At 62.5% G+C, this 24,740-nt stretch carries 21 protein-coding genes and 1 pseudogene; 10 read left to right on the forward strand and 12 right to left on the reverse strand.

Going from position 1 to position 24,740, the window contains the following annotated elements:
- From ureC to AX729_RS02845, 3 genes are read left to right on the forward strand one after another with little or no spacing between them, the layout of a single operon-like run.
- Positions 1 to 1,707, forward strand: a complete 1,707-nt coding sequence (ureC, locus tag AX729_RS02835) for an urease subunit alpha (RefSeq protein ID WP_061020384.1) — start codon at positions 1 to 3, stop codon at positions 1,705 to 1,707.
- The gene (ureG, locus tag AX729_RS02840) at positions 1,704 to 2,354 is read left to right on the forward strand and encodes an urease accessory protein UreG (RefSeq protein WP_061020385.1); all 651 of its coding nucleotides are present in this window, start codon (positions 1,704 to 1,706) and stop codon (positions 2,352 to 2,354) included. The genes ureC and ureG overlap by 4 nt, the downstream gene beginning before the upstream one ends.
- Positions 2,351 to 3,208 (forward strand): urease accessory protein UreD, encoded by an 858-nt coding sequence (locus tag AX729_RS02845; RefSeq protein WP_061020386.1) that lies wholly within the window; start codon positions 2,351 to 2,353, stop codon positions 3,206 to 3,208. The genes ureG and AX729_RS02845 overlap by 4 nt, the downstream gene beginning before the upstream one ends.
- A gap of 479 nt (positions 3,209 to 3,687) precedes the next feature.
- Here AX729_RS02845 and AX729_RS02850 read toward each other — a convergent pair whose 3' ends face one another.
- Genes AX729_RS02850 through AX729_RS02860 form a run of 3 tightly spaced genes read right to left on the reverse strand, consistent with a single transcriptional unit; the run spans position 3,688 to position 6,672 of the window.
- Positions 3,688 to 4,653, reverse strand: coding sequence for a 1-phosphofructokinase family hexose kinase (locus tag AX729_RS02850; RefSeq protein ID WP_061020387.1), 966 nt, complete (start codon positions 4,651 to 4,653; stop codon positions 3,688 to 3,690).
- Entirely contained in the window at positions 4,646 to 5,338 is a 693-nt protein-coding gene (locus AX729_RS02855; RefSeq protein WP_063817210.1) for a glucokinase, read from the reverse strand. The genes AX729_RS02850 and AX729_RS02855 overlap by 8 nt, the downstream gene beginning before the upstream one ends.
- Entirely contained in the window at positions 5,335 to 6,672 is a 1,338-nt protein-coding gene (locus AX729_RS02860) for a GH1 family beta-glucosidase (RefSeq protein WP_061020389.1), read from the reverse strand. Before AX729_RS02860 ends, AX729_RS02855 begins: the two co-directional genes overlap by 4 nt.
- 142 nt (positions 6,673 to 6,814) lie before the next feature.
- On the opposite strand from AX729_RS02860, the gene AX729_RS02865 reads away from it, so the two are divergent.
- Positions 6,815 to 8,155, forward strand: a complete 1,341-nt coding sequence (locus tag AX729_RS02865; RefSeq protein ID WP_061020390.1) for a glycoside hydrolase 5 family protein — start codon at positions 6,815 to 6,817, stop codon at positions 8,153 to 8,155.
- A gap of 3 nt (positions 8,156 to 8,158) precedes the next feature.
- Here AX729_RS02865 and ppsA read toward each other — a convergent pair whose 3' ends face one another.
- Positions 8,159 to 10,588 (reverse strand): phosphoenolpyruvate synthase, encoded by a 2,430-nt coding sequence (gene ppsA / locus AX729_RS02870; protein ID WP_061020391.1) that lies wholly within the window; start codon positions 10,586 to 10,588, stop codon positions 8,159 to 8,161.
- 200 nt (positions 10,589 to 10,788) lie between these two features.
- On the opposite strand from ppsA, the gene AX729_RS02875 reads away from it, so the two are divergent.
- The gene (locus AX729_RS02875; RefSeq protein WP_197433520.1) at positions 10,789 to 12,261 is read left to right on the forward strand and encodes a trypsin-like peptidase domain-containing protein; all 1,473 of its coding nucleotides are present in this window, start codon (positions 10,789 to 10,791) and stop codon (positions 12,259 to 12,261) included.
- A gap of 268 nt (positions 12,262 to 12,529) precedes the next feature.
- Here the strand turns inward: AX729_RS02875 and AX729_RS02880 are convergent, their stop codons facing one another.
- Positions 12,530 to 13,216 carry a CBS domain-containing protein gene (locus AX729_RS02880; RefSeq protein ID WP_061020438.1) on the reverse strand — a complete coding sequence of 229 codons (687 nt, stop codon included), beginning with the start codon at positions 13,214 to 13,216 and terminating at the stop codon, positions 12,530 to 12,532.
- A gap of 304 nt (positions 13,217 to 13,520) precedes the next feature.
- Here AX729_RS02880 and AX729_RS02885 point away from each other — a divergent pair, with 304 nt between their 5' ends.
- Both AX729_RS02885 and AX729_RS02890 read left to right on the forward strand, forming a co-directional pair.
- A complete protein-coding gene (locus AX729_RS02885; protein ID WP_061020393.1) occupies positions 13,521 to 14,342 on the forward strand; it encodes a universal stress protein in 822 nt (273 codons plus the stop codon).
- 40 nt (positions 14,343 to 14,382) lie between these two features.
- The gene (locus tag AX729_RS02890; protein WP_061020394.1) at positions 14,383 to 14,853 is read left to right on the forward strand and encodes a CBS domain-containing protein; all 471 of its coding nucleotides are present in this window, start codon (positions 14,383 to 14,385) and stop codon (positions 14,851 to 14,853) included.
- 283 nt (positions 14,854 to 15,136) lie between these two features.
- On the opposite strand, the pseudogene AX729_RS38385 reads toward AX729_RS02890, so the two are convergent.
- Positions 15,137 to 15,722 (reverse strand): annotated as a pseudogene (locus tag AX729_RS38385) (IS3 family transposase); the annotation flags it as partial.
- 99 nt (positions 15,723 to 15,821) lie between these two features.
- On the opposite strand from AX729_RS38385, the gene dusA reads away from it, so the two are divergent.
- On the forward strand, positions 15,822 to 16,817 hold the full coding sequence (dusA, locus tag AX729_RS02900) for a tRNA dihydrouridine(20/20a) synthase DusA (protein WP_082770322.1): 996 nt from the start codon (positions 15,822 to 15,824) through the stop codon (positions 16,815 to 16,817).
- 50 nt (positions 16,818 to 16,867) lie between these two features.
- Here the strand turns inward: dusA and AX729_RS02905 are convergent, their stop codons facing one another.
- From AX729_RS02905 to AX729_RS02930, 6 genes are all read right to left on the reverse strand, one after another.
- The gene (locus AX729_RS02905; RefSeq protein WP_061020439.1) at positions 16,868 to 17,536 is read right to left on the reverse strand and encodes an outer membrane protein; all 669 of its coding nucleotides are present in this window, start codon (positions 17,534 to 17,536) and stop codon (positions 16,868 to 16,870) included.
- A 154-nt stretch (positions 17,537 to 17,690) separates the two neighbouring features.
- Positions 17,691 to 18,245 (reverse strand): TIGR02281 family clan AA aspartic protease, encoded by a 555-nt coding sequence (locus AX729_RS02910; RefSeq protein ID WP_061020396.1) that lies wholly within the window; start codon positions 18,243 to 18,245, stop codon positions 17,691 to 17,693.
- 28 nt (positions 18,246 to 18,273) lie between these two features.
- Positions 18,274 to 18,477 carry a DUF1289 domain-containing protein gene (locus AX729_RS02915; protein ID WP_061020397.1) on the reverse strand — a complete coding sequence of 68 codons (204 nt, stop codon included), beginning with the start codon at positions 18,475 to 18,477 and terminating at the stop codon, positions 18,274 to 18,276.
- Between the two features lie 44 nt (positions 18,478 to 18,521).
- Positions 18,522 to 20,117: a sensor histidine kinase gene (locus tag AX729_RS02920; RefSeq protein ID WP_061020398.1), complete on the reverse strand. Its 1,596-nt coding sequence runs from the start codon at positions 20,115 to 20,117 to the stop codon at positions 18,522 to 18,524.
- Positions 20,118 to 20,278: 161 nt separating this feature from the next.
- The gene (locus AX729_RS02925) at positions 20,279 to 21,679 is read right to left on the reverse strand and encodes a sodium:proton antiporter (RefSeq protein ID WP_061020440.1); all 1,401 of its coding nucleotides are present in this window, start codon (positions 21,677 to 21,679) and stop codon (positions 20,279 to 20,281) included.
- A 229-nt stretch (positions 21,680 to 21,908) separates the two neighbouring features.
- A complete protein-coding gene (locus AX729_RS02930) occupies positions 21,909 to 22,781 on the reverse strand; it encodes an NAD(P)-dependent oxidoreductase (RefSeq protein ID WP_061020399.1) in 873 nt (290 codons plus the stop codon).
- Between the two features lie 186 nt (positions 22,782 to 22,967).
- On the opposite strand from AX729_RS02930, the gene AX729_RS02935 reads away from it, so the two are divergent.
- A complete protein-coding gene (locus tag AX729_RS02935) occupies positions 22,968 to 23,405 on the forward strand; it encodes a VOC family protein (RefSeq protein ID WP_061020400.1) in 438 nt (145 codons plus the stop codon).
- 129 nt (positions 23,406 to 23,534) lie between these two features.
- Positions 23,535 to 24,671 (forward strand): Mrp/NBP35 family ATP-binding protein, encoded by a 1,137-nt coding sequence (locus AX729_RS02940; protein WP_061020401.1) that lies wholly within the window; start codon positions 23,535 to 23,537, stop codon positions 24,669 to 24,671.
- Positions 24,672 to 24,740 lie beyond the last annotated feature (69 nt).

Consider the following 24,740-nt stretch of genomic DNA (forward strand, 5'->3'; position numbering starts at 1 on the left):
ATGGCGATATTGTCACGCAAGGCCTACGGTGAGCTCTACGGACCGACCAAGGGCGACCTCGTGCGACTGGCCGACACCAGCCTGCTCGCCGAGATCGAGCACGACTACACCACCTACGGGCACGAATTGCTGGTTGGTGCGGGAAAGAACCTGCGCGATGGCGAAGGCGTCAACGCCTACAGGACTGCCTCGCACAAGGCTCTCGACGTTGTCATCAAGAACGCCACCATCGTCGACGCAGTCGCCGGCATCGTGAAGGCCGACATCGGCATCCGCGACGGGCGCATCGTCGGCATCGGCAAGGCGGGCAATCCCGACGTGATGCCCGATGTGCATCCCGACATGGTGGTGGGCCATACGACGGCTCCGATTGCTGGCGGTCCTTTCATCGTCACCGCCGGTGCCATTGAATCGCACGCGCACCTGATCTCGCCCGAGCAATCCGACCATGCACTCTCCGGCGGGACGACCACGCTGGTCGGAAACGGTTCAGGGCCGGTTTTTGACGTCGGCAGCGGGGCCGCTTCGACCTTCGCGCGCTTCCTTCAGGCGATCGAATTTTCGCCGCTCAATTTCGCCTTGTTCGGACGTGCGGGGTCCAACCCCGAGGCGATTGAAGAAGCGGTTGCGGCCGGCGGCATGTCCGTGAAGATTCACGAGGATTTCGGCGCCGCCCCCGCGGTGATTGATCAAAGCCTCGTTGCGGCAGACCGCAATGATTTCGCAGTTCACCTCCACACCGACTCGATCAACGAATACGGGTTCTGCGAGGATACGATGGCGGCCGTCGAGGGCCGCACCATCCATATGTACCACGTGGAGGGCGCTGGCGGCGGTCACGCCCCGGACCTACTCAAGGTTGTGTCGTGGGATAACGTTATTCCATCCTCGACCAATCCGACCAATCCGTACACGTCTTACGGAATGGAAGAGGGCGTGCCGATGACGATGATCTGTCATCAGCTCAACTACAATGCGCCCGAAGACGTGATGTTCGGCGAGGCACGGGTGCGCGCCCAGTCGATGGCGGCGGAAGACTTTCTGCACGACATGGGGGCGATATCGATCTTCGGCACCGATACGCAAGGCATGGGACGCCTCGCCGAGAACGTCGCGAAGTGCTGGCAGCTCGCGAGCGTGATGAAGGACCGGATCGGCCGCCTGCCCGAGGAAAAGACGGCACGTGCGGACAATGAGCGCATCAAGCGCTACATTGCCAAGCTGACCATCAATCCCGCCATTGCGGTGGGCATCGATAACCTCGTCGGTTCGATCGAGCCCGGCAAGATGGCCGACCTCGTTCTCTGGCCGCGCGCTTCCTTCGGCATCAAGCCCTACATGGTGATCAAGAACGGTTTTGTCGTCTGGGCAGCCATGGGCGACGGCAACGGCAGCCTCGGTCTGTCGGAACCGATGATCCAGAAACGGATGTGGGGGGCGCTCGGTGCCGCACCGCAAAGACTGGGCGTCAACTTCATGTCGAAGCTCGCCATGGAGGCCGATGTGACGCGCAAGCTCGGCCTTGAACGTGCCCCCGTCCAGATCAAGAATGTACGCAAATTGCGGAAGGCAGACATGGTTCGCAACACCGCGACGCCGCATGTCGAGGTCGACCCGCAAACGTTCGAGGTTCGGGCTGATGGAAAGCTTCTGATGTGCCCGCCAGCGACGAAGGTGCCGTTGGCAAGACGGTACATGCTCCGATGAGCCGGCTCTCGCTCAGCCATGGATTGGCGCAGCCACGGATCGCGGCCGCACGGGTTGGAATCGGAGGACCTGTCGGTTCAGGCAAGACTGCATTGGTGGAGTGCCTGATTCCAGCACTAACGGCGCGGGGCATCGATATCGCCGTCATAACCAACGATCTCGTCACGGCCGAGGACGCCGAGCGGATCAGGCGCTCCGGGTTGATCGATCCGGCACGGGTGTCTGCGGTCGAGGCGGGCGCGTGTCCGCACACCGTAATTCGCGAGGATCCCACGCTCAACATTGAAGCCGCGGATGAGCTCGAACGCCGCTTCCCGGGAGTCGAGTTGATACTCCTCGAAAGTGGCGGCGACAACCTCGCCTCGACGTTCTCGCGCGATCTGACGGACTTTTGGATGTTTGTGATCGACGTGGCCGGAGGCGACGATATTCCGCGCAAGCGCGGTCCGGGTGTCGTTCGCGCCGACCTTCTCGTCATCAACAAGGTCGATCTGGCGCCTTACGTTGGCGTGGATTTGGAGTGCATGCATCGTGACGCATTGAACGTCCGCGGGGATCGTCCGGTCCTGCTCACCAATTGTCGCCGCGGCGAGGGCATCGAATCGATCGTCGATCTCCTCGAGCGCGAAGTGTTGTTCAGGACATGAATAGCGCAACGGCGAGCGACGCAGCGCGGCTCGACCTCAGCTTCGTTCGTCGTGCCGGCCGTACCGTGATCGACCGACGGATGTTCGCCTGGCCATTCGTGCTCACGCGCAGCTTTCATGTCGATCCAGATCGGCCGGATTGCCTCAGCGTGATTGTGCAGACGGCCAGCGGGGCGGTTCACGGAGAGGACAACCTCGTACAACGGCTTATGCTTGGCCCCGGGACGGCCGTCTGCCTGACCAACCAGGGCGCGACGTCGGTTCATCGCGCCGACCCAACGGCGTGCGCGGTCGAGACGGTGAAGCTTGATGTCGCGAGCTGCGCCAGTCTCGAATATCTGCCCGAGCCGCGCATCATGTTTCCCGATTCGGCGTTGTCACAGGCCGTCGAACTTGACTGCGCGACCGACGCTTATGCATTGATCTTCGATGCGTTCACGATGCACGACGCCTCGGGCGAGGGCCGCTATTTCCGGCGGTTGGAATCGACCTTCTGCCTGAGGAGATCGGGCGGCGAGCCTCTGCTCGTGGAGCGCACCCGTATATGCCGTCCAGACCGCAGCCTCTTTCGTGGCTACGCGGCCTTCGGATCGGCATTCATGGTGCTCCCGCCTGGCCATGATCTGCCGGTTCTGCATGGCAAGCTGACAGCGGCTCTGGAGCGAATCCGCGGGCTCTATGGGGCAGCGAGCGCATCGCCGGCGCGGGCGGGGATCGGTATACGTCTCGCCGCCCTGGAGCTGAGGTACATTCGTCAAGCTTTCGAGGCCGTAAGGGAGATCTACCACCAGGCGTTGCCAAGTTCGCTGACTGACTTCCCCCTGAGAACCCTGTCTTCCATGGCGTCTTTCTAGCGAACTGAGGCGGTCCAAGGTGGTGCTGGACAAAGGATGGCTCATCTGGATTGAACCTGCCCATCGCTTGGTAGCGGATCCCAGAGCGGGCTACTTGAGATGGGGGAACAACCTCCGTCCATCGAAAACTCTCCGGTAGATCTCGCAGATTCTCACGCTATAGCGTTGCGTTCGACGGCATTGAAGAAGTTGCAATTCCAATAGTCGAGGAAGTCCTGGTCAGAAACTGCAGGACGACGGTTGCGACGAGCATGACAGTGAGCATCCAGGCCCAGGCAGCCGGGTTTTCGCCGCCAAATGCCGCTCGCGTATGTCCAGAAACGTAGCAGCAACTGCCGTTCGTCGGGAAGCCGATATCCCGCGTCCCTAAAGCGTGATGCGATCGGGTTTAATAGCTGCAGCGGAAGTGAGCTCCCTCTCCCGCAAGCGGGAGAGGTGAACGAGCCGCGGCAATCGATTCAACCTAAGCCCATTCTGCTTTAGGCATGATAGCCGGCGATCTCTGTGACGTTTACGCTCGCGGCTAGGCGGTGAACGTCCTCGGCGAGGCAAAGCCCCGTGCCAGGGCTGAGCAGCGCGGCCGAGCCGCCGGCGACGCCGTATCGAAATGCTCTTTCCAGGTCATCGCCATGTATCAGGCTCGACAGCATCGCCCCCAGGAAACTGTCACCCGCGCCTGACACGCTGACGGGCTCGATCGGCAGGCCATTCGCACGCAAGGCCGTGTCGCGGGTCAGGAGCAACGCGCCCTGCGAGCCCATCGATAGCGCGATGATCTCGACGTGGTAGCGATCGAACAGACGGCGCCCCGCTGTGATGAGAGATGGCTCATCGGCGCTGCTGATCCCTGCAAGGTCCTGAAACTCCCGAAGGTTGGGCTTGATAAGATAAATGCCCGCCTCCAGTGCGGCCTTCAGCGCGGCGCCCGTCGTATCCACGATGACCCTGGCGGTGCCCTTCGATGCCCGTACGACCCTGCCATAGAAATCGTCTGGCGCGCCCGGCGGAAGGCTGCCGCTTGCGATGACAAACGCCGCCTGACAGCTAATGCGGGCGATTGCGTCGAGGCACTGCTGCCATTCGAACTCGCTGAGGAATGCACCCGGAAAGACCAGGCGAAATTGCTCGCGGGTGGTCTCGTCGAATACTGTGATGTCCTCGCGGGTATTGTTCGATGTCGGGATCACGATGCTTCGCACGGCCTCGCGCTCAACCAGCGCCGTCAGGGTTTGCCCGGTAGCGCCCCCGGCCGGATAGATGGCGGTGGCTTCCGTACCGAGCCGCTTCAGAACGCGGGCGACGTTGATACCGCCTCCGCCGGGATCGCGCTGAGCCTCCGCGCAGCGCATTTTGACGAACGGCTGCATCTTCTTGACCGATGTCGAGATATCGACAGCCGGGTTGATGGTCAGCGTAACGATCTGGATGGGCGCTGTCTCAGCCAAGACCTTCGGCCTCCCTCAGAGCGCGCAGGCCGACGAATGCGACGTCGTCGTCGAGAGCGAGATAGGCAGGTATCGGCGCGAGATATGCCTTGAGCCGTCCCTTGTCTTCGAAACGCGCGCGAAATAGCGACGCGACGAGAAATTTCGGCATGTGACGCAAGATGCCTCCGGCAATGAAGATGCCGCCCTTTGCGCCGACCGCGAGCGCGAGATTGCCGGCGACTGATCCCAGCATCGCGGAAAACATGTCGACGGCCGCCCGGCTGGGGCCCACTGCAGCGAGCGGTGCGCACGCAACACGTTCCCGTCCGCCGAGCTGCAGCAGGCTGCTCGGCGGAAGTCGGGGCAGGGCCCACGCCACCGCTTCGAAATCATTAATCAGACGTACCGATGAGACCCCGTCATTGCTGCACAGCTCTGCTGCATCGATGATCCAGGAATTGCTGGTAAGAGCACAGCGGCCCTTCTGAATCGGGCCGGACGCGGCGAAGACGGCATGCCGAATTGGTCCGGCCTGCGCTGTAGCGTCGAGATAAGCCGCGAGAGCTTGCTGAAAGGTGCCGAAATCGCCGACGGCCATATGAGCGATGGGACTGAGCCTGCCGCCCGCCAAGAGGGCGAAGCGAGCGTTGGTCCCCCCGATGTCGGCGAGTAGAGTGGCCGTCGTCGATGAGGTCGCTGTCATGACGAGTGCCTCGCCTTGATCAGCTCGGTGTACCAGCCGAATGAGGATTTCGGTATCCGCCGCAGCGAGGCATAATCCACATACGTCAGACCGAACCTGGTACTGTAACCCGAGTCCCATTCGAAATTGTCGAGCAGCGACCAGATGAAATAGCCGCGCACATCGACACCGCTGGAGGCGGCGGCGTTCATCGCCTCGATATAGGCCTTCAGGAATTCAATTCGGCCACTATCGTTCACCGCGCCCGTCTGGTCGGGCTCGTCGAAGCTGCCGTATCCGTTTTCGAGGACGTAGATCGGCAGCCCATAACGCGCGTGGACGGACTCGAGGGTTTGCCGGAAAGCCTCGGGATCGATCGGCCAATCGATCGGCGTCAAGGGGGCGCCGGCAGGCTTATCGCCGAAGTCGTAACCCAGCATCGAATCCGCGTTCGCTTTCACATAGACCGGACTATAGTGGTTCAGTCCGAACCAATCGACCGGACGGCAAATGCGCGCCAAGTCACCCGCCTTCATATGCGGTTCGATCGCCGTCCGCATCGACGGCGGATAGGCGCCGCGGCATTGCGGGTCAGGAAACGCATCGTTCCAATAAACGTCCAGGCGCGCCGCCGCGGCCGCATCGGCTTCGTTTCCGCTGGCAGGCCGGCAGGGCTGTCGATTGTGGATGCATCCGATCGAGGCGCCGGCGACGCTTGCGCGCAGCACATCCACGGCCGCCCCATGCGCGAGATTGACGTGGTGGATCGTGCGGTGGAGTTCGTCCTCGCTTCCGCAATCCCGCTTGCCGAGCGAGCGGCCGAAGAGAGTGAAGATCGACGGTTCGTTGAATGTCGCGAAACGCTTGACCCGGTCGCCAAAGCGCTTGGCGGCCAGAGCCGTGTAGTCGGCGAACCATGCCGTGGACTCCGGGTTGAGCCAGCCGCCCCGCTCCTCCAGAGCTTGGGGCAGGTCCCAATGATAGAGGCACAGCCATGGCTCGATTTCCGCCGCCAAGAGCTCGTCGATCAGGCGATCGTAAAACGCGAGGCCGGCCTCGTTGGCCGATCCCCACCCTTGCGGCAGCACGCGCGGCCAGGCCACCGAGAAGCGGTAAGCCTGCACGCCCAGGGCCTTCATCAGGCCAACATCTTCGCGATAGCGATGATAATGGTCGCACGCGACATCGCCGGTGTCGCGATTCTTGATGGCACCGCTTTGGCAGTGGATGTCCCAGATGCTCAGTCCGCGGCCGTCCTCCCGCGTCGCTCCCTCGATCTGGAAGCTCGAGGTGGAAACGCCCCAGATGAAATCCGGGCGCAGGCTCGTGGTGTTTGGCAGTTTCGTTGTCGACATGAACGACCTGCTTGGTTCAGCCCACAGTGATTGTCGTGACATTGGTAATCACGCGGGTTCTGGGCGGTCTTGAGCTATCTCAACAAGTCCCGGCTCGGCCGTGCAAAGGATTGACATCCTAAGACCGTTGCTGGGGTCTGCAGTGCAAAGAACGAAATGGGGCGGGGTCGTCGATAGCGGTCTCAGCGGGAGCGGCTACTTTCGCGTTGCCGAGCGCAATGGCGTATTCTGGCTTGTCGATCCGGACGGGGGCCGCTTTCTCTCGAAGGGGGTCAATACGATCCGCTTCGATCAGGAACGCATCGGGGGGACCGACCGCGTGCCCTACGCAGAGGCCTGCCGAGCCAAATATGGTAGCCTGCAGATCTGGCGTACTGCTGTGTCTGACCGGCTGGCAAGCTGGGCCTTCAACACGGTCGGTTGCTGGTCAGACGAACTCGTCGCCAGCTCGGGATCGCAATTGCTGGCAACCACGCCGATCGCGGAGCTAGGCGCATCTTTCCGCTTGCACCGGCGCGATCAGGTCTTCCCGGACGTCTTCGATCCCGAATTCTCGGCGCATATTCGCGCAAGCGCCGATCAACGTTGCAGGCATCGCCGCAATGATCCCGGCCTGCTCGGGACCTTCATCGACAACGAACTCTACTGGTCACCTGACTGGCGCAATACCGACGAGCTTCTGACGCTGTTCCTGAACCTGCCGTCTCGTCGACCCGGCAGGGGCGCCGCCATCTCAGGACTGCAGGCGCGCTATCGAGATTTTGCTCGGTTCAATGCGGTCTGGCGCACACAGGCGCGCTCTTGGCAAGAGCTCGGCAGGATCGAACATGTCGCGGCACCGTTCGTCAGGCTTCGTCCTGGCGTCTTGAACGACGCGCTCGAGACCAAGGCTAACCTGGCAGATCCCGCCCGCGAGGCCTTCTCGGCAGATTGCGACGCCTTCGTGGCCGTCGTGGCTGACAAATATTTCGAACTGTGTGTCTCGGCAATCAAGGCGACCGATCCCAATCATCTCGTGCTCGGATCCCGGTTCGGCTATCAGCCACCGGCAGGCGTCATCGCGGCTGCCGGCCGCCATCTCGATGTGATCTCCTTCAATTGCTACGAGTTCGACCCTGGTCCGGTCATTGACGCCTATGCTGTCGCCGGGAAGCCATGCTTGATCACCGAATTCTCATTTCGAGGCGACGACGCAGGCTTGCCGAACACGAAGGGAGGGGGACCCCGGGTCGCGACCCAAGCGGAGCGCGCCCGAGCTTTCGAGGGCTACGTTGCGGCTGCCCTCAGCAAGCCGAATGTGGTCGGATATCACTGGTTCGAGCATGCCGATGAGCCGGCGCAAGGGCGATTTGACGGTGAAGATTCGAATTTCGGCACGGTGACCATCGAGGACCAGGTTTATGAAGAGCTGACGAAGACCATGACCAGGGTCAACGCGGCGGCAGAGCGCATTCACGCCGCGGCTGTCCCGGCTGTGATCTAATCGCTACAGGGCGGTAAGGCGTCGCGCGTCCGATTTCGGCAGATCGGCCTCGGCGTCGGCCACCACGGCCATGGTCCGAAACACGCTCGCGGGATTGACGCTGATCGAATCGATGCCCAGTCCCGTCAAATAGCGCGCAATCTCCGGATAATTCGCGGGGGCCTCGCCGCAGATGCCGATATGGCGACCGTTGCGCTGGGCGCCGACTATCGCCTGCCGGAACATCTCCAGCATTCCCGGATCCCGCTCGTCGAAATCGAAGGCCACGATGTCGGAATCCCGGTCGACCCCCAGCGTGAGCTGGGTGAGATCGTTGGAGCCGATCGAGAAGCCATCGAACAGCTCCGCAAACGCATCGATCTGGATGACGTTGTTGGGGATCTCGCACATGACATAGATTTCGAGGCCGTCCTCGCCGCGCTTCAGTCCATTGGTCGCCATCGTCGCGATCACGCGCCGGGCTTCCGCGACGGTCCGGCAAAACGGCACCATGACGCGCAGATTGGAGAGACCCATCTCCTTCCGCACCCGTCGGAGCGCAGCACACTCCAAGGCGAACCCCTCGGCGTAGGCCGGATGGCTGTAGCGAGAGGCACCCCGGAAACCCAGCATTGGGTTCTCTTCCCGGGGCTCGAAGCCCTCGCCGCCGAGCAGGCTGGCATACTCGTTGGTTTTGAAATCGGACAGCCGTACGATCACGGGCTTCGGATAGAATGCCGCGGCGATGGTGCCGATGCCTTCCGCCAATCGTTGAACGAAGAAATCGGCCGGGCTCTTGAAGTCCTTCACCAGCCGTGCGATCGCGGCCCGCGCCTTGGCGCTGGTGATCTTGTCCGGCTTGAGCAGCGCCATCGGGTGGACGCCGATATGTTCACTGATGATGAATTCCATGCGGGCGAGACCGACGCCCGCCTGCGGCTGCATCGCTGTGCGGAACGCTATTTCCGGAGTTCCAACATTGACCATGATGGCCGTACGCGGCTGTCGCAGGTCGTTCACCGGCGTTTTTGTAACGTCGAAGGCAACGACTCCCTGATAGACGCTGCCGATATCGCCTTCGGCGCAGCAGATCGTGACGTCAGTCCCGGTCTTGATCTTTTCGGTCGCGTGCGTGGCGCCCACCACGGCGGGGATGCCCAGCTCGCGCGCCACGATCGCGGCATGGCAGGTCCGGCCACCCTTGTCGGTGATGATGCCGGCTGCGATCTTCATGACCGGCTCCCAATCCGGGCTGGTGGCCGGCGCTACCAGGATCTCACCCGGCCGGAAGGCTGCAAGATCGCGTGCGGTCGAAATGCGCCGTGTGCGCCCAGATGCGATCTTCTCTCCGACCGCACGACCGCTGACGATGACCGGGCCGTGTCCCTTGAGATTGTAGGTCTCGTAGAAGTCCGTCGAACGCTGGGAGGCTACGGTCTCGGGCCGGGCCTGAATGATGTAAAGCCTGCCGTCGACGCCGTCCTTGGCCCACTCGATGTCCATCGGCATCGCAACGCCGGCATGTTTCGAATAATGGGCCTCGATCCGGACCGCGATCTCGGCAAGGCTCAGCACTTCCGGGTCTGAAATGCAGAATCTCTGACGTTCGGCGTCAGGCACATTGCGGGTGAGCGTCGCATGCTCGCCGCCACGCTTGCCGTAGATCATGCGGATCTGCTTGGCTCCGAGCCGGCGCCGCAGCACCCGGCGAAAACCCTGGCTCAACGTCGTCTTGTGGACGTAAAATTCGTCCGGATCGACCTGGCCCTGCACGATGGTCTCCCCGAGACCGTAACAGCCGGTGACGAAGACCACGTCACGAAAGCCGGATTCGGTGTCGAGCGTGAAGACGACTCCGCTGGCCGCCAGATCGGAACGCACCATTCTCATCACGGCGACGGAGAGTGCCACCTTGAAATGATCGAAGCCGTTGTCGATCCGGTAGGAGATCGCACGATCGGTGAAGATGGATGCAAAGCAACGCCGGCAAGCCTCGAACAGATCCTTGGCCCCGCGCACGTTGAGAAAGCTCTCGTGCTGTCCTGCAAAGCTCGCTGTCGGCAGATCCTCGGCCGTCGCGGAGCTTCGCACGGCGACGGCAATCCCGCTTCCGGCCTCACGCTCGAGTTGCCGATACCCTTCCACCACCTGCTTGCGTAGCAGGGGCGTGTCCATGGCCTTGTATATGATTTCGCGAGCCTTCGCGGCTTTGCTGGCAAGCGTCCTGATCTTGCTCTTGTCGATCCCGTCGAGGAGCCGGTGAAGCTGATCTGCGGTGCCGCCCCGTGACAACGCTTCACGATAGGCATCCGCCGTGATCGCAAAGCCGTTGGGCACAGCAACTCCTTGCGACGCGAGCGCAGAATAGAGTTCGCCGAGCGAAGCGGTCTTGCCGCCCACCAGACCAACGTCGTCCAATCCGATTTCAAGGAAAGGTTTGATATACCCGAACATGTCAATAGCAGACCACGCCATGATTTCCTGGTCTTGAGGCAAGTCAAGCTTCGTGCCCGTTGCCGCCGCAACTTCTGCCAGGCGGGCCGGATTGTTTCCGGTGCTTAACCGATGCAACCAGCTTGGTTGAGGCAGATCAAGATGTCGGCGTGAAAGCAGGTCAAGCTTCACTATCATTAGCGCGGAAACGGGGTAGGAGAGTGATTCCCGGAAACAGTGGTGCGCGAGTTATTGACGCCGCCTGCGCTGGCAGAATCATCGCGTTAAGCCTGTATCTCGCGACGTTGGGCGCGACGCTTGCACTGGATGGAACGCCGCACGCAGTCGCGGCCGAGGTCGATGCTGCCGGTGTCAACGCTCCGGTCGGCTTTGCAGAGGTCATTGAACGGGTCAGGCCAGCCGTCGTCGGCATCCGGGTGAAGACCGAGCAGGGAAGTGTTGACGGCGAGCGGGCGCAGCTGCCTCCGCCCGGATCGCTATTGGATCGGTTCTTTCGGCAGTTCGGCGTACAGATTCCCTCGGATCCGGCTCCGGGGTCCGATGTCACGGTTGGCGCGGGATTCCTGATCTCCGGTGACGGTTATATCGTCACGAACGAGCACGTCGTGGCAAAGGGCGTCGACATCGAGGTCACGATGGATAACGGAAATATCCATTCCGCCAAGCTCATCGGCAGTGACCCGCACACCGATCTCGCATTGATCAGGATCTCCGCCCTAGGTGACCTGCCTTACGTCCGCTTTGCTGCGGCGGAGCCGCGGATAGGCGACTGGGTGCTCGCGATCGGAGATCCGTTCGGGCTCGGCGGCACGGTCACCGCCGGGATCGTCTCGGCCCGGGGACGTGATATCGGGGGAGAATCCTACAACGAATTCATCCAGATCGATGCTCCGGTCAATAAGGGCAATTCCGGCGGGCCATCGTTCAACGTGAGGGGCGAGGTCATCGGGGTCAACACCGTTATCTACTCGCCCTCGGGCGGCTCCGTGGGAGTGGCGTTTGATGTCCCGGCGGAGACGGTGAGGCTCGTCGTTCGTCAGCTCCGAGAGAGAGGCTACGTCTCGCGAGGTTGGGTCGGCGTCTACCTTCAAGAGGTTTCGCCCGGCATCGCCGACGCGATGGACCTGAAGAGCACCCGGGGTGCGCTCGTTGCGCAACTCGACGAAGGACCGGCAGCCAAGCAGGGCGTGGAGGTCGGTGACGTGATCACCTTCGTCAACGATCGCGAGCTGAACAATCCGCGCGACTTCGCCAGAACGGTGGCTCAGATCAGCCCGGGCACCGTCATCAATCTCCGGATCCTAAGGAATGCGCGGGAGATGTCGATCGATGTGATGGTCGGCGAACTCCCCCGCACGCCAGCAACCGGCAAGGACAAGCAGGCGGAGCCGAGGGAACGGGTAGAACTCGGGCTCACAGTCGCGCCGGCACGTCTTGTCTCGGGTGCCGGGGAAATCGGGGTAGTGGTGCTCGAGATCAGGCCGGGCAGCGGCGCGGCCGGCGGCGGCCTTCAGGTCGGCGACATTATTCTCGGCATCGGAGGACAGCCCATCGTCGCCGGCGCTGACCTCGATAGAATGGTCAACGAAGCCCGTGCGCAATCCCGGCGCACGATCCTGGTCCGGATCAAACGTGCGGGTGCAATGAATTTCGTCGCCGTCCCAATCATCTGAGCAACCGGGCTTGATCCCGAATTGAATGACGGCTCTCTCGCTAGCTCTCCCCATGAACTGAGCAGGGACATTGCTTGAGCGTGATCTCGTCGGCCGGAATTGGCAAAACCTTCGTGCCGACAGCGCCGCGGCTTCAACGGCATCGCGTGCGTCAGTGTCGATGATGCGCGGGCAAGCTTCGCAGGGTTGCCCCTGGCCGCCGTGCGCGTCCTTGAGCACGCGAACGGTGAAGGACCGTAGCATACTTCGTCGTCATATCCCGGTGCGATCAATAGACAAAGGTCGGGGTTTCAAGCAGGTGGTCGTTGACGGTTTGGACGCCGGGGATTGCCTCGGCGGCCACGCGAATAGCCGTGCGTTCGGCGAGTGACGGCGCGAAGCCCCAGAGATCGACCACACCATCCTGGACCGTGGCATTCACATTGAGCGTATGAGCCCAAGGCTGCTTCTTGAGCTCGTCGAAGAACCTCTTCCTGATGGCCGCATCTGGAAGCGAAATCTCGAGCTTCGGCTTGGCGCTCGCGATGGCCTGAAGCAGATTGGATCGGCTGACGATCCCGACGAGCTGACCTTCTCTGTTGACGATCGGGACGCGTTTGATCTGCCTCTTCTCGAGAAGCATCGCAATATCGTTCAAGGGTGTCTCGGGCGACGCGGTCGCGACGTCTTGCGTCATGATGTCTTGCACTTTGACGGAATGCGATCTGACGTAGTCCGTTGCCTGTTCGGCGTCACCGGTCAACAAGCGCAGCCACCATGAGTAGGGGCGCTCGGTGCCGCTTTCCGCCCGATGAATGAGATCGCCTTCACTCACGATTCCAAGAAGCTTGTTATCGGGATCGACCACCGGAACCGCGCTGATCCGACGTTCCAGCAGGATCTTCGCGACCTGCTGGACGGACGCGTGCGGGCCAACGGTCACCACGGGGGACACCATGACATCGCGTGCTTGCATGACAGGCTCCATGTCGCTTCATCAATTTCGATAATCCTGCCGGATCGTGGGCTCTCCGGCTTGATCCGGATCAAACGGGTCGGGACGGGACGATCGCAATTGGCCGTATTCACCGAGGAGAACTGGTCAGGATCCCGCATCGCGCAGTCGTATTCGTGGGTGACGGACGAAAGGCGCTATTCAAACCGATCGCCCCGGCAAGGTCAGCAAAGTTTCCCCTGTCTCTTGGTTTGATCTCGCTCAACTGGGTTGGTTGTCCGTCGAGCGATAAATGAACAAATGCGCATCTTGCCGGAGAAATGTCATGTCGATCGCCAGCGTCATGGTTTACGTCGATACCGCGCAACAAGAGGCGGGACAGGTCGCTGTTGCGGACAGTGTCGCGTCTAGGTTCGAGGCTTCCATTTTGGGTGTGTCCGCTGCAGCCGTGCAGCCTCCGTTTGTGGCCGAAGGGGTCATCATTGAACAGACCACCGAGGAGGACCTCAGACGCTTACGATCCGCGCTTGCGGAAAAGGAGAGTTGGTTCAGGAGAGTGGTGCGTTCGCCGGGCGAGAAAGTTGAATGGCGCTGGTCGATCAATGATCCGACCGACTTCGTGGTTGAGCAAGCCAGGGCGGCGGATCTCGTTGTCGTCAAGCGGAGTTCACTTGGGGCCAATCCCTCTCATTTCTTTGACCCGGCAGAAGCCATGCTCAGGATGGGGCGTCCGACGCTATCGGTTCCTGCGAGCGTGACGGGATTATCCGGGGACCAGGTCGTGATCGGATGGAAGGATACGCGCGAGGCGCGCCGCGCCGTTCGCGACGCGATGCCGTTCCTGACACGCGCGTCAAAAGTCACGATAGTCGAGATCTGCACGTCGGATGAGCAGGATGCGGCGCACCGTCGGGTGCGGGATGTCGCCAGTTATCTCAAGAAACACGGTGCGAGTTGCGAGCACGAGATCCGTGTACATACGGCAGATCCCGATGCCCGCTATCTCATTCGCTTTGCCGAAGACGTTCGTGCCGACCTCATCGTTACCGGAGGTTATGGACACAGCAGGCTGGGGGAGTGGATTTTTGGCGGGATGACGTACAGCCTCCTGCAGGAGGCGAAGATCTGCCTCCTTATGTCTCACTAGGGCGGCAAAGCCGGATCGTGTGCGAGGGAGCAGCACCAAAATGAGAGCGGCAGATATCATGCGAACCTCGTTTGCGACAGTGAGACAAAGCGCTCCGCTGCTCGACGCGATCCACCTCCTGCTCGAGACCAATCAGCGCGGTCTGCCGGTGGTGGACGACGCCGGATCGCTGGTCGGGATCATTTCTGAAGGCGATTTCCTTCACCGACGCGAGTTGGAAGTGGAGTATCCAGAGGGATTTTGGCTTGAATGGCTGCTTGGGAAAGACGAGGGGCAGTTCGCTCGCGAGCGAACGAGTGGGCTTCGAGTCGATGCCGTCATGAGCCGCCATCCCGTATGGGTCGATGACAACGCCAAGATCGAGGAGGTCGTCAAACAGATGGATATTTACCAGATATCGCAGGTGCTGGTCCTCCGCGGTAAGAAGCTTGCCGGAATCATCGGCCGTACTCAGCTTCTCGTAGCGCTAGAGCAGCGACTGAAGCGTTCGACGCAAGAATTGCGGCAGTAAAGCCGAGCCGATTTTGGCAATGCAAAGCGTCGGACAAAGCGTAGAATGCGACGAGCGGGCCGACGAGCTTGTGGCGGAACCACTATCTCCCATCGCCGGGATCCTGATTTAGCCAAAACAAGCATTCCTGAGCAGGCCGGAAACTAACGGTGAATGAACCCTGTGGCCGCTCGCCTCGGTGCGATGGAGAGTGTCAACCAAGCCGCGTCGCGGCGCCCGCCGTCTAGGCCGTGTGCTCGTAAACTGAACCGCCCCGGGTTTGCCGGAGGCCATTTGGTTTAAGTTATGCCGTCATAGCTGGTTGCTCCAGCATGGCGTGGTAGCGTTGCTCGGCTTCGGCTGGTGGGATGTTGCCGATGGGCTCCAGGAGCCGCCGGTTGTCGAACCAGTCCACCCATTCCAGGGTCGCGAACTCGACGGCCTCGAAGCTGCGCCATGGCCCGCGCCGATGGATCACTTCGGCCTTTTAGAGACCGTTGATGGCTTCGGCGAGAGCATTGTCGTAGGAATCGCCGACGCTTCCGACGGAAGGTTCGATGCCAGCTTCAGCCAGACGCTCGGTGTATTTGATCGAAACGTATCGGCTGCCCCTGTCGCTGTGGTGCACGAGCGCGCCGCGATGGACCGGCCGTCGACCATGCAGCGCCTGCTCCAGTGCATCGAGCACGCAGCTCGCATGCGCCGTGCGCGAGGCCCGCCAGCCCACGATCGTGCCGGCATAGGCGTCGATGACAATGGCGACGTGGACGAAGCCGGCCCAGGTCGCGACATAGGTGAAGTCGGAGAGCCAGAGGACGTTCGGCCTCGTCGCCTTTGAACTGGCGGTTGACGTGATCGAGCGGGCACGGCGCGGCCTTGTCGCCGATCGTGGCCAAATGCGGTACACACGTGTGCAATTTTGACTGGTTTGGAGAGCACACGTGTGCACTTGTTCCTGCTCTAGTCCATTGTAAGGATAGGATAACTCGTTGGAATATAAAGACTATCGCTTTTCCGTGGCCCCGATGATGGACTGGACGGACCGGCACTGTCGGGTGTTCCATCGTCACCTGACCCGGCGGGCGCTGCTCTATACGGAGATGCTGACGACTGGCGCCGTGATACATGGCGACCGGAAACGGTTGCTTGGGTTCGATGCGGTCGAGCATCCCGTGGCGCTTCAACTTGGCGGATCAGATCCTCGCGACCTCGCGCTGGCAGCGCGGATTGGTGAGGACCACGGATATGACGAGATCAACCTAAACGTTGGTTGCCCCTCCGATCGCGTGAAGGATGGCCGGTTCGGCGCCTGCCTGATGGCGGAGCCGGACCTGGTGGCAAGGTGTATCGATGCGATGAAGCGCGCCGTCGCCGTTCCCGTCACCGTGAAGTGCCGTATCGGCATCGACGATCAGGATCCGGAGACGGCGCTCGATACGCTTGCGCGCGCGGTGGTTGCCTCCGGCTGCGACGCGCTGATCGTGCATGCCCGAAAAGCCTGGCTCAATGGGTTGTCTCCAAAGGAGAACCGCGACATCCCCCCGCTCGATTATGAGCGTGTCTATCGGCTCAAGCGCGCAATGCCTGATGTGCCTGTCATCATCAACGGCGGCATTCCCGGCGTCGAAGAGGCGAGAGCACATCTCGCCCATGTCGACGGCGTGATGCTCGGCCGCGCCGCCTATCAGGAGCCGTGGCGGCTTCTCTCCGTGGATCGGGAGATCTTCGGCGAAGAGGCACCGCATTCGACCATGCAGGATGCGCTTGAGGCGATGATGCCCTATATCGAGCAGCAACTCGCGAACGGCACGCGGCTGCATGCGATTACGCGGCATTTCGTCGGTGCATTCCATGCCGTGCCCGGCGCGCGGGCCTTCCGTCGCCATCTGGCCGAGCAGGGCGTAAAGCCGGGCGCCGGTCTCGACGTGCTGCGCGACGCGATCGCGCGTGTCGGTGCCCGCTCGCCCGCAGAAGCGGCTGCTTAGCATTCTCGTGAAGAGCCGGATCGCAACATCCGGCGCTTCATCGATCCGTCTCAGCGGAACAAGTCGAAGTGATAGTTCACGCCGACGCGGAAAGAGTGGAATTTCGCTGCGTTCCAGTCCGGCAGGTCGTCGCGCTTGAACTCGGTGTAGAGATACTCGGCCTTGGCCGACCATTTTGGCAGGAACGCCCACTCGACGCCGCCGCCCGCTGTCCAGCCCATCTTCATCTTGCTGATCGGGCCGTCCTTCAATTCGCCCGCGGCAAGACCCGCGGTCCCGAAGAACAACAGCCGCGAGTCCATCGTTGCGATGCCGGCGCGGGCGCGGCCGGTCATGTACCAGGGGATGCTGACGGCGGCGCTGTTGAGGGCATCGTGGTTCTTAATGTCGCCGGCTTCGAAGTCGTTCTCGATGCCGACCACGAACATTGGCGAAAGCTGGTAGTTGTAGCCGACCTGAAGGCCGCCGAAGGCGCCCTTGACCTTGCCGCCGCTCACGCCGACGAGGTTGTTGAAGGCGTCGTCGCCGCTCTCGGCATAGCCAGCGTTGAAGCCCGCATAAAGGCCGGTCCACGAATATACCGGCTGCGGTGCCGTGTAGGCAGAAGAGGGCGCCGCATGGCGCGGCGACAAGTCCGCAGCACAGGCGCTGCCCGCGGCGAACACCGCGGCAACGGGCAAGGCACGCATCGCGAGGCGGATGACAGTTCTGGCAGTCATGATTTCAGTCTCCCACTTGGCTGCCTCCGCCAGGAAGCAGCTCGCATTCAACCCCGATCCGGGAATGATGCTTTTATAAACCGACTGGACGGTTTGTAAATAGCACAAATGCCACACCTCTGGGCATTCACGACGTTGTCCGGGGGCTAGGATTTTAGTCGATTGCCGTCCGCGAGCGACGATTGCTGTTCCGCAGTTCCGGATAGCCGGTGAGCATCAGCGTGTCCGCACGCACGCCCCAGCTCTCGAGGCGGTCGAGGAAACTCATGCCGAGCAGATTGGTCTTCAATTGACCGCGTTGCACGACGAGCGCCGGCACCGATTTCTCGACGAGATGGCCGACGGCGAGACGAGCAAGCGTGAGCCGCGCCGCCTTGGTATGGCCGCCCGCGGTCTCGAGGTCGACATCGTATTCAAGCATCTCGAGCGGCAGCCCGATTGCTTTCGCCGTCTCCCAGGTCAGCACCACCGACGTCGCGCCGGTGTCGATCACCATCGGTGCGGTGACGCCGTTGATCTTCGCACGCAGCGTGAATTCGCCGCCCTGGCCGCGCGGGATCTGGACGGCCGGCGCGGGGGAGGCGGTCTGTCCGCGGAAGATGTGCGAGACCTTATGGCCGGCGCGGGCGATCCGATCGGAGTCGCCATAGGCGACGACGGCCCCTGCCGTGCCGGCAAGCGTGATGAGAACGAGCAGAACGCGTATCATCGCGCACCCTCGGATGCGCTCTGGCTGGTCAGGTCCGTTCCGGCGATCCTGCGATCGGCGTCAGTCCAGCTTCCGTCATGCGCGCCGGCAAGAGAGCCATGATCGTGAGCCGGTCCGCGCTCTCCATGGCATGCCAGCGCGCGATCTCGGGCAGTGTGCGGCCGCAACCGAAGCATAGCTTGGTCCTGGGGTCGATCATGCAAACGGCGACGCACGGCGTTTCTTTGCTCATTTGGACATAGTGAGGGATCGTCGGACAATTCTGCAAGCATCTCGTTAAGAGCCCGTGCCTGCGCTCATGATTGGCCTTTGGCGCGGCCGGCGCTTCTCCTCGGGAACGAGTGAACTCTCCGGCTGAAGCGGCGGGGAATCATCCGACAGCGGCGCCAGCGCGCTCATCACGCGCTCCGGCGGGAAGGTGACGATCACCTCGGTGCCGATGCGCAGCTTCGATTTCAGCGTGAACGTGCCGCCATGCAGGTCGATCAGATTCTTGGCGATCGGCAGGCCGAGGCCGGCGCCCTGTTCAGCCGATTTGATCGAGTTGGAGCCCTGGCCGAACGAGGCGAGCACGACCGGGATCTCGTCCTCCGGGATGCCGGACCCGGAATCCTTCACCGAGAGGTATTGTCCGCCCGAGGCGGTCCATCCCGCCTTGAGCCAGATCTCGCCGCCCTGCGGCGTGAACTTGATCGAGTTGGAGAGCAGGTTGAGCACGACCTGGCGGATCGCGCGCTCGTCGGCCCAGAGCCGCGGCATCGCCTGCTCGAACACTTCGTGGATCGTGATGCCGCGGCTCGAGGCACGCAGCTTCATCAGATGGTGGCAGTCGGCGACGATGCCGACCAGCGACACCGCTTCCTCGTTGAGCTCGTAGCGGCCGGCCTCGATCCGCGACAAATCGAGAATCTCGTTGATGAGGTTGAGCAGGTGCACGCCGGAATTATGGATGTCCGCTGAATATTCCTTGTAGACCGGCACCGCGTGTGCGCCGAAAATCTCGCTCTTCATCACCTCGGAGAAACCGAGGATCGCGTTCAGCGGCGTGCGCAGCTCGTGGCTCATCTGCGCGAGGAACCGTGACTTGGCGACGTTGGCGGCTTCGGCGCGGTGGCGCGCTTCGTCCGAAATGGCCTTGGCCTGTTCGAGTTCGCCGATCAGGGCGTCCTTCTCCGCGCGCGCTTCAAGCGTTGCAAACGTCGAGGAGTGCAGGCGGTGTGCCAGCAGCACGAAATAGCCTTCGGCCGCGAGCGCGAGCGCCGCCAGGATGTAATTGTCGAGCGAGCCGGTCATCACGAAGCTCAGTGCCATCGCGACGGCGACCGGAGCTGTGGCGGCAAGGGCCGCGATCGGCAAATTGGCGGCCAGCATGCTCGACACTGCGATCACCAGCAGCATCAGGAACATCATCAGCGTTTCCGTGACCATGTCGAGCACGGGGTGGATCAGGATGGCCATCCAGCACAGGCCGTAGAGCAGGTCGAGCACGACGAACCGCGTTCGCCACGCCCGCGTCGCGGCTGGAGAGGCGGGTTCGGTCAGGAACCGCCGGCAACTGCGGATCATCGCCGCATGGATGCAGAGCATGCCCACAGTCCAGGCCGCGGCGGGGATCGGCTGCATCCACAGTCCGAACAATATGCCGGTCGCGACCACCAGCAGCATCACGACATAGGAAGCCGACAACCGCGTCTGGGCATATTGACGCAACATCTCGGCGTCGAACGCCGGCCGGGTTCCGCTGGTCGAGGTTAACTTGTCGCGCGCCTCGCGCACCCGCTGCGCCGCAGCCCTTCGGCTGCTCGCCGATGGCGCGCTCACCGGCTCGGCCGGAAGCTGCACAACCTCGGGCTTTTCAGCGGGGTTACTCATCAAGCAACACGATTCCTGCCCACGGCGGACGCGGGCCTTCTGCATTGTCTATCTCTGGCAAGAAATCCTTAAGAGCTGACTTAAGGAGCTAAAGAATTACGTTAACCGGGCGTTAATTCACACGCCAGTTCGGGCTTGCTCCCGCGGGAACCCGCGTCCCGTCACCTGAAGAAGATGACCGTGACCAACGCGAAGACGGGCAGCAGCAGCACGGAGGTCCAGGCCATGTACCCGAAGAAACCCGGCATTGCGACGCCACCCGCTCGCGCGATCGCGTAGACCATGAAGTTGGGCGCGTTGCCGATATACGAGTTGGCGCCCATGAACACCGCACCTGCGGAGATCGCGGCAAGGGTCATGGCGCCATTCGTCATCAGATGCTTGGCATCGCCTCCGGCAAGCTCGAAGAAGACCAGATAGGTCGGCGCATTGTCGAGGAAGGACGAGAGCAGGCCGGCCAGCCAGAAATAGGCGGCATTGTTCGGCGTGCCATCGGCATTGGTGACCATGTTCACGACCGAGGCAAACGCGCCGGATCGGCCGGCGTTGAGAATCGCAAGCACGGGAATGATGGTGATGAAGATGGCGGCGAACAGCTTTGCCACTTCGATCATGGGGCCCCAGGAGAAGCCGTTCGCGTCGTGGTCCTCCTTCGACGTGACGGCAAGAGATGTGAACACGACGCCGATCATCACGGCATCACGCAGAAGATTCTGCAGCTGGAGGTGCGTGCCGAGGATCTCAAATCCGCCAAGGTCGAGCTTGGCGCTCAAGAGGATCGCGGCGATGATGACTCCCATCAGAACGAAATTGAGGCCGCCGCTGATCCGCAAGGGATTGTCCGGAGTTGGGTCGGGCCTGACGCGGCCCTCTTTGCGATAAAAATAGGTATCGATGCAAAAGAACAGGGCGAGCAGAATCCACGCTGCGAACGTGGTCTGGGCGAACAGGTGCGTGGTCGTCCAGAAGAAATCCACGCCGCGCAGGAAGCCCAGAAACAGCGGCGGATCTCCCAAGGGGGAGAGCGAACCGCCGATGTTGGACACCAGAAAGATGAAGAAGATGACGACGTGCGCGTTGTGTCGCCGGTCGTCATTTGCACGGATCACCGGCCGGATCATGACCATCGACGCACCGGTCGTGCCGATGATGCTGGCGATCAGGGTGCCCAGCGCGAGCAGTAGCGTATTCAAAACCGGGGAGCCGTGAAGATTGCCGCGCACCACGATTCCGCCGGCCACGGTGAACAGCGCAAGGAGCAGCAGAATGAACGGGATGTATTCGAGCAGCGCTGTATGCACGAGCGTTTGGATGGTCGGAAGCGGGCCATACCAGATCGCGAGCGGCAGCACGATCAGGGCCGCCCACGTCGCGGCAATCTTGCCCTGGTGGTGCTCCCAGAAGTGAGGCGCTGCGAGCGGAAATATCGCGATCGACAGCAGCATGCCGGCGAAGGGGAGCGCCCATTGCGGGCGAATGCTGGCCCCGTCGATCGATGCGGCGAGCGCCTGCGAGGGTGATGCAACAAGGATCAGGAGCGCGATAGGGAGCAGGCGAGCAATGAGGCGGGATCCACGCCTACAGGCACCACCCGCGGCGAACCCGGCGATTCCGGGACGGAGCTCCGGCGCGAGGCCGACGCAGGCAACGACGAGGATGGCGGCGATCACGCTAAGCAAGGCTCCCCCAGAAATTTATGCTTGTTCGGTTATCGCGCTTTGAACTTCGTCGCGGCCGAAGTCGCGACGAATTACCATGCTGCATGGCCCCGGACGAGGCCGCAACGGCGCCTCAGCGTTGCAGGCGCGCGAGCAGGCTGGAGGTGTCCCAGCGCTTGCCGCCCATCTTCTCGACTTCGGCGTAGAACTGGTCGACCAGCGCGGTGACGGGCAGGCTGGCGCCGTTGCGGCGGGCCTCGGCCAGCGAGATCGAGAGGTCCTTGCGCATCCATTCGACCGCGAAGCCGAAATCGTACTTGTCCTCGTTCATGGTCTTGTAGCGATTTTCCATCTGCCAGGATTGCGCGGCCCCTTTTGAGATGGTCTCGATCACCGCGGCGACGTCGAGGCCGCTCTTTTTGGCGAAATGGATACCCTCTGAGAGACCCTGCACCAGACCGGCGATGCAGATCTGGTTGACCATCTTCGTCAGCTGGCCGGAGCCAGCGGGCCCGAGCAGTTTGCACATCCGCGCATAGGCGCCTGTAATGATCGGCTCGGCGCCCGAATACGCGTCCTGCGCACCGCCGCACATCACCGTCAGCACGCCGTTCTCGGCGCCGGCCTGGCCGCCGGAGACCGGGGCGTCGACGAATTTGAAGCCGGCCTTGGTGGCGGCTGCGTCCAGCTCACGCGCGACCTCGGCGGAGGCAGTCGTATGGTCGACGAAGGTCGCTCCCTTCTTCATGCCGGCAAACGCGCCGTCGGGGCCGATCGTGACCGCGCGCAGATCGTTGTCGTTGCCGACGCAGCACATCACGAAATCCTGGCCCTCGGCGGCGGCCTTCGGGGTCGCCGCGGTCTTGCCGCCGAATTTGTCCGCCCATTCCTTCGCCTTGGCCGCGGTGCGGTTGTAGACGGTGACCTCATGGCCCCCTTTTTTGACGAGGTGTCCCGCCATGGGGAAGCCCATCACGCCGAGGCCGAGGAAAGCGACTTTAGCCATTGTGGTACCTTGTCCGTAGTTTGGGTTTTACGGTTCTTGCCAAGCGAGGGACGCCTGGTTCCGCGGTGAGGGCGGATCGGAGGCGCACCATAAACCCTTGAGGCCAGAGGGCAACGGCTTCGTTTGGCCCCGCCTCCTGTGCTAGGATGCCGGGCTCCAAGGACTTCAAAACAAGGGAGCGAAAGCATGGGCGGCGTGAGCGTTGGTGTCCTCGATCATTTCAATATCCGGACCCGGAATCTGGCCGAGACCGTCCGCTTCTACGAGGAAGTGCTGGGCCTGGAAAAAGGCGCCCGGCCGAATTTCGCCTTCCCGGGCGCCTGGATGTACAGCGAGGGCAAGCCCGTGGTGCATCTCGTCGATATTTCTGCGACCGCCGAGCCACAAAAGCCGGATTCCGGCGTTGTCCACCACGTCGCCTTCGTCAGTCGCGGCTTTGAGGGCATGAAACAGCGGCTGGCGTCAAAGGGGATGAAATTCGACTCCCGTCAGGTGCCCGGCGGCGACCTCTGGCAGATCTTCGTCCACGACCCGAACGGCGTCATGATCGAGCTGAACTACGAGGCCGCCAGGGAGCAGGGGGCGGCACCCGCCGAAAGGGCCGATGACGTCGGCAGGCAGTAGCCTTTTGGGCGTTTCCGCTCTAATGGGGCATCCTAAAGGCTTGAGCATGATCTTGTCGGAACAACGCTCCACACTTTGCGCTGGCGCGGCTCTCCGGGTCCGGATCATGCTCCGTTCAGGAGATGCGCTTTGAGCGTGACGCAGCAACAGGTTCTCGACAGCCTCGGCCGGATCAAGTCGCCGCGCGGGGTCGCGCTCACCAATGCCAACGTGCTGAGCGCGATCAACGCCTCCGACGGCAAGGTGTTCTTCTCGATCAACGTCGATGCCGCCGAGGCGCGGGCCTGGGAAGCCGTCCGGGCCGAAGCGGAGGCCGCCGTGCGCGCCATTCCCGGCGTCACCACCGTGATGGTGGCGCTGACCGCCGAGCGCAAGCCGGGCTCGGCGCCGCCGCCACCCCCGCAGCCGAGCCGCGGCGCGCCCGGCGTGCAGCCGGCCCATGCCCACAAGCCGCCTCAGGGCGGCGGGTCGCCCATGGCGCGGCAGTCGGAAATCCCCGGCGTTGCCGCCGTGATCGCGGTCGCCTCGGGCAAGGGCGGCGTCGGCAAGTCAACCACGTCGCTCAATCTGGCGCTCGGCCTGCGCGACCTTGGCCTCAAGGTCGGGCTGCTCGATGCCGACATCTACGGCCCCTCGGTGCCGCGCCTGACGGGTCTGCGCGACAAGCCGGAGTTGAACGGCGAGCGCAAGATGATTCCGCTCCGGCGTTTCGGCCTCGCCATCATGTCGATCGGCTTCCTGGTCGAGGAAGAGACGGCGATGATCTGGCGCGGTCCCATGGTGATGTCGGCGGTGACGCAGATGCTGCGCGACGTCGAATGGGGCCAGCTCGACGTGCTGGTGGTCGACATGCCCCCGGGCACCGGCGATGCCCAGCTCACGCTGGCGCAGAACGTACCGCTCAAGGGCGCTGTGATCGTCTCGACCCCGCAGGACCTGTCCCTGATCGACGCGCGGCGGGGGCTTGCGATGTTCAAGAAGGTCAACGTGCCCGTGCTCGGCATCGTCGAGAATATGAGCTACTTCCAATGCCCGCATTGCGGCACGCGGTCGGACATTTTCGGTCATGGCGGGGCCCGGCACGAGGCCGAGAAGCTCCAGGTGCCGTTCCTCGGCGAGATCCCCCTGCATATGGCGATTCGTGCCACTTCGGACGCCGGCAATCCCGTGGTCGACAGCGAGCCGGACGGCCCTCATGCGGCGATCTACCGCGCCATTGCAGGCAAGGTTCGTGACCAGCTGAAGGGCGTGATTGCGGCCGCCTGAACCGGCCTGCCGCGGGGCCCCCCGGGGACATGCGACTTTCGTAGAGCCCGGTCATGCCATTGTCGCGTT

Origin of the sequence: Bradyrhizobium sp. CCH5-F6, assembly GCF_001556045.1 — a bacterium.
GTDB lineage: Bacteria > Pseudomonadota > Alphaproteobacteria > Rhizobiales > Xanthobacteraceae > Bradyrhizobium.